Here is a 4451-nt window from a genome sequence, read left to right as displayed (position 1 = left end):
ACCCACAACTCACCCTGAACTTCCGATTTCCGTCGCCCCAACGCCATCGTTTCCTCCTTGATCAACTCCAACTGCTGAAAGATAATTCATCTCCCCCATCAATGCGAGTTTTTCAACGGGCTGCTAGGGCCAACGGTTGGCTGCTCTCCCCTCCCCTGAACCATTCTTTCTGGTTCTGTGCTTCCGTGAGAATTGATTCGCCGTCCACTGAAATTGACTTTCGGAGGCACGAAACTTAGAAACGATTCGGCATACTCTGATTCAACATCCGCTGACAACATCGAGACGAATTCATCATGTATCAACTTGTTCCCGGAACAATGGCCGATTTCAGATCTTCAGTTGAAGACTTCCGGCGAAGCTGTGTGACAAGCCGCGTCTGTTTGCTGCTCTCTGTCGTTTTTGCACAATTCTGGTGTGCAGGACTTTCGTTCGCGGAGCAACCCGGACGTCCCAACGTCATTGTCATCATGACCGACGATCAGGGGTACGGCGAATTTTCATGCCACGGAAATCCGTTGATTGAGACGCCTTCCATTGATCAACTGGCGAGTGAAAGCGTTCGGCTGACGGACTTTCACGTTTCACCGATGTGCACTCCGACTCGTGGTCAGCTTCTGACCGGATTGGACGCATTTCGAAACGGGGCGATCAACGTCAGCAGTGGGCGAACGTTGTTGCGTCCGGAATTGAAGACAATGGCGAATGTGTTTCGCGAAGCGGGATATCGAACGGGTATTTTCGGAAAGTGGCATCTCGGGGACAATTACCCGTTTCGTCCCGAAGATCGAGGATTTGACGAAGCTCTGTGGTTTCCGTCCTCGCACATTAACAGTGTGCCCGATTTCTGGGACAACGATTACTTCGACGATACGTATCTTCGCAATGGAGAGCGAGAAGTTCACGACGGATACTGCACGGACGTTTTCTTTCAGGAAGCGATGAACTGGCTGGAGTCGAACGATTCGGATCAACCGAGTTTCGCTTACATCCCGTTGAACTCTGCCCATTGGCCGTGGTTCGTTCCCGAAAAGTATCGACAGGAAGTTCAAGCTGCTGTCGAAGCCAACCCGGAAGTGACGGAACATCTCCTGCCACAGAAACGGAAGAATCTCATCAGCTTCCTCGCGATGGGAAGCAACATTGACGACAACGTTGGGCGACTGCTTCGTTTTCTCGATGACAAAGATCTCGCGAACAACACGATCGTTGTTTTTCTGACGGACAACGGAAGCACGATGGGACCCGATTATTTCAATGCGGGGATGCGTGGAAAGAAGACGACGCTATGGGAAGGTGGCCATAGAGTTCCCTGCTTCGTTCGATTTCCAAACGTGCTTCAAGCTCAGGATGTTTCGACTCTCTCTCATGTGCAGGACTTGCTTCCCACGCTGGCAGATCTCGTCGGATGCGAAGGACAATTGCCCGAGAACCTCGACGGTGAAAGCCTGGCTCCGATTTTTCGTGGCGAGACCGATTCGATTGACGATCGAATGCTGGTGATCAATTACAGCCGCATGCCGACGTTTCGAGTCACGTACACCGATGGCAATCCCGCGATCCCTCGCAAAGAAGGAGCGTGCGTGATGTGGAAGAACTGGAGATTCCTCGAAAACAGAATGCTCTTCGATGTCTCAAAGGATCTTCATCAGGATCACAATGTTGCCGCTGAGAATCCGGAAGTTGTCGAGGCGATGCGGTCCCATCTCAATAAATGGTGGGACGGAGTGAAAGATCAAGTGATGGAGCCGCAGCGAGTGATCATTGGTCACTCGTCAGAGAATCCGATGCTGTTGTCGGCGTGTGAGTGGCTTGATGTGTTCGTCGATCAGCAGATTCAGATTCGGAGAGGCGTTGAAAAGAATGGCGTGTCGCACGTCGAAGTTGCCGAGCCGGGAACGTACGAATTTGAACTTCGTCGTTGGCCGCGAGAAAGCGGGTTCCGCTTGAGTGATGGGTGTCCTGAGGTTGAAGTGACTGACGGAACCTTTGTGGAGGGCAAAGCGTTGCCGATTCATCAGGGGCGGCTTCGGATCGGAAGCGAATTCGACCAGACCGTGGAAGCAAACTCAGAGGGAACTTGTTTCCAGTTCAAGGCCAACCTCAATGCTGGACCGATTGAACTGGAGTCCTGGATGCTCGATTCCGCAGGGAATGAAGTCTGCGGGGCGTACTATGTTTACGTGAATCGGTTCGATTAACGAGTGGATGAAATTATAAACTGCACTCTTCGTCGTGGCTGGAGTAACGCTGTTATTTCACCACGATGAAGTGCGGGTCCGCCATGATGTCTTCGTTAAATTCTTTCCAACTGAAGTTGTCGGCGCGGCCATTAAACGGGTCGACGATGGAAATGGTCGTTCCGGTCGGAGTCCCATCTCCCCACAATCGATAAACTGTAATTACATGGTTCAGTGACAGACGTGGAAAATCGAAGAAGCCGAACAAGGCCAGACGACCGCGTTCGAGATATCTCTTCATCACGTCGACCGTCACGGATGTGACTGCTCCAATCCGGACATCGAAACATTGCATGTTCAGGGCAGTTGCCAGCTTTCGCGTGTTGCCAAGGTTCTGGACCGGAAGTGATCCGTCGGCATTCACTCGAACGCTGTTGTCGATGGCGATTTGTTTGACATCTGAAACCATCAGATGCTTCCCTCGGTCACGTCCGCGAGCCATCGCTGTGGCAGCTGCCCAGCAATCGTTTTGAGATGGTTGCCGAATGTGCGCAATCGGGTGCGCAACGCGAAACGTAGCCATGAGTGTCTCCTCATTTCGGGAAGGTGAGCGCGGATTGAGCCCGTCGCCTGTCAGTAAGCTGCTCGTCTTTAAGCACGAATTCGTGCGGTTAGACGTCGGTGTTTTCTGCGCCTGCTCTTCAGAGTTCAGACAAACACATGAAAAGAACTCGAAAGAGTCAAAAGCGAAACGGAGAAAGCACAACTGTTTTCGGCTGGTTCTCCGAGGAGTTGCTAAGAAACTGGACGAAAACGGAAATCTCTTCGTCACAAATCAACACGATTCACGCGGCAGTTGAATCCGGGCTGCGGGCAACGGAGAGAGGCGTTCGCAAATCCAGTAATGCAAATGGTTTGTTTCATTATTTAATTGACGTTCGTCAGGACAACCTTTTACGCTGATGAACAGGTCTTCATTGACTGACATTTTCCTGCTCTCGGAAAAACGAAAAAGGCGAACTGATGCTCTGAAGAACATTTCTCCTGCTGACAGCGATTTGTAGTGTGGGTGCGAGTCAGGCAACTGTAAAAGCGGACATGGTGATCGCAGAGAATGCCTTGTCGATTGTCAGCTTTGGTGCTGCGGTTTTTGACACTGTCGATCGCGCTCAATCATTTACTGCAACGCAGTCGGGGAAGCTCACGACCATCGAACTGCAACTCTGGAGAAACCCCACAGGGAATCCAAGTGATGACTTGTCCGTGTCGCTCACGACACTAAACGGAGCCGGACTCCCTGACCTGACTGGAGTGCTTGCAAGCAGAACTGTGGGAGCACTTGATATTCCGACGGATGGTTTTTCGACGAATTTTACGTCTGTCGATTTTTCTTCATCGATGATCGATCTGATTGCTGGTGAGATGTATGCCATTGTGCTTACAAGTAACACAGGTTCAACTCCCGACTGGTATCTCTGGTCGACTTCTGAGTTGAACCCGTATGCAGATGGGGTTTCTTTCTTCGGAATTGGTGTTCTCAGCCCGATTCCCGGGCAAGATTCCGGTTTTCGCGTCAACGCAGCCTCAGTCGTTCCTGAGCCAGCTTCGGCTTTTCTGATGCTGACAGGCGTGTGTGGAGTAGGACTGCTTCGTCGACGCTCACGAACTCGTTAATCGACTCGTCGAAAGAGGTCGTCCTCGATAGTATCGAAGGACAAAATACGAATTTAGCGAATCAGAGTTGTGCGGGCGCCGTGTCGAAAGAATGGTGGTCGAGTATTTCAACACAGAAAGAAGATTGATGAAATTGAACTTGAATTTGATTCCTCTCTCGATTGTTGCGTTGCTCGCAATAGGACACTCTTCCGCGAACGCAGATTTCGTGATTGCGGAGCATGTTTTAGCGAGTTCGGGGGCTGGACTTGCGGTATTTACTGGAACCACTCGTGGTCAATCCTTTACAGCGACCCAGTCAGGCCGGTTGACGAAGATCGAATTGCAGGTATGGAGAAGTTCTAATGGTACTCCCACGGACGATTTGACCGTCTCTTTGACAACACTGAATTTGTCCGGAACACCGGATCTCTCCAATGTCCTGGCAACTCGAACGCTGTCAGCTGCGGAGATTCCGACGACTGACTTTTCAATGCTGTGTTGAAAACAAATCACAGGTTTTGATCGTGGGCTAACGCCTCAGGGCGTAGGCGAGGACTTTGAGGGCGGCTTCGACGAACAGGGCTTTCTCGCTTCTGGCTGAGAGTGCGGCACCTG

At 51.3% G+C, this 4451-nt stretch carries 4 protein-coding genes; 3 read left to right on the top strand and 1 reads right to left on the bottom strand.

Features of this window, described 5'->3' with window-relative positions:
• Nucleotides 1-296: 296 nt before the first annotated feature.
• A complete protein-coding gene (locus KOR42_RS25725; protein ID WP_231741138.1) occupies nt 297-2201 on the top strand; it encodes an arylsulfatase in 1905 nt (634 codons plus the stop codon).
• Nucleotides 2202-2253: 52 nt separating this feature from the next.
• Here the strand turns inward: KOR42_RS25725 and KOR42_RS25720 are convergent, their stop codons facing one another.
• Nucleotides 2254-2763 carry a papain-like cysteine protease family protein gene (locus KOR42_RS25720; RefSeq protein ID WP_146512665.1) on the bottom strand — a complete coding sequence of 170 codons (510 nt, stop codon included), beginning with the start codon at nt 2761-2763 and terminating at the stop codon, nt 2254-2256.
• Between the two features lie 482 nt (nt 2764-3245).
• Between KOR42_RS25720 and KOR42_RS25715 the strand changes: the two genes are divergently transcribed.
• The gene (locus KOR42_RS25715) at nt 3246-3854 is read left to right on the top strand and encodes a VPLPA-CTERM sorting domain-containing protein (protein ID WP_146512664.1); all 609 of its coding nucleotides are present in this window, start codon (nt 3246-3248) and stop codon (nt 3852-3854) included.
• A 127-nt stretch (nt 3855-3981) separates the two neighbouring features.
• Nucleotides 3982-4338 carry a hypothetical protein gene (locus KOR42_RS25710; RefSeq protein ID WP_146512663.1) on the top strand — a complete coding sequence of 119 codons (357 nt, stop codon included), beginning with the start codon at nt 3982-3984 and terminating at the stop codon, nt 4336-4338.
• Nucleotides 4339-4451 lie beyond the last annotated feature (113 nt).

This window comes from Thalassoglobus neptunius (genome assembly GCF_007859735.1).
In the GTDB taxonomy this organism is placed as follows: Bacteria; Planctomycetota; Planctomycetia; order Planctomycetales; family Planctomycetaceae; genus Thalassoglobus; species Thalassoglobus neptunius.
This window is presented reverse-complemented; position numbering and strand designations above follow the sequence as displayed.

Excerpts from the sequence above, each read along its gene's own strand:
- KOR42_RS25725 (WP_231741138.1), top strand. The coding sequence starts at position 297 with ATGTATCAACTTGTTCCCGGAACAATGGCCGATTTCAGATCTTCAGTT.
- KOR42_RS25720 (WP_146512665.1), bottom strand. The coding sequence starts at position 2,763 with ATGGCTACGTTTCGCGTTGCGCACCCGATTGCGCACATTCGGCAACCA.
- KOR42_RS25710 (WP_146512663.1), top strand. The coding sequence starts at position 3,982 with ATGAAATTGAACTTGAATTTGATTCCTCTCTCGATTGTTGCGTTGCTC.